The organism is Enterobacter sp. 725m/11 (genome assembly GCF_011683705.1).
Taxonomy (GTDB): domain Bacteria; phylum Pseudomonadota; class Gammaproteobacteria; order Enterobacterales; family Enterobacteriaceae; genus Enterobacter; species Enterobacter bugandensis.
The window spans coordinates 1-269 of record NZ_JAAQOK010000132.1 but is presented as its reverse complement, the minus strand read 5'-3'; the positions used below and the strand labels follow the sequence as shown (position 1 = coordinate 269).

Sequence of the window (269 nt, the reverse complement as noted above, 5' to 3'; positions counted from 1 at the left end):
GCGTTTGAACGCTACGGCCTGCCGGACAGGATGACGATGGACAACGGCTCACCGTGGGGCGACACCACCGGCACCTGGACGGCGCTGGAGCTGTGGCTGATGCGCCACGGTATCCGGGTGGGGCACTCCCGGCCTTATCATCCGCAGACGCAGGGCAAGCTGGAGCGTTTTCACCGCAGCCTGAAGGCGGAAGTGCTGCAGGGAAAATGGTTCGCGGACAGCGGAGAGCTGCAGCGCGCTTTCGATCACTGGCGCACGGTGTACAACCT

Annotated in this window: 1 protein-coding gene; it reads left to right on the top strand. The window is 64.7% G+C overall.

Annotated features, from left to right (window positions below):
• Window positions 1-269: integrase core domain-containing protein (locus tag HBA26_RS22745; protein ID WP_166721073.1), on the top strand; the 269-nt coding region annotated here is incomplete at both ends.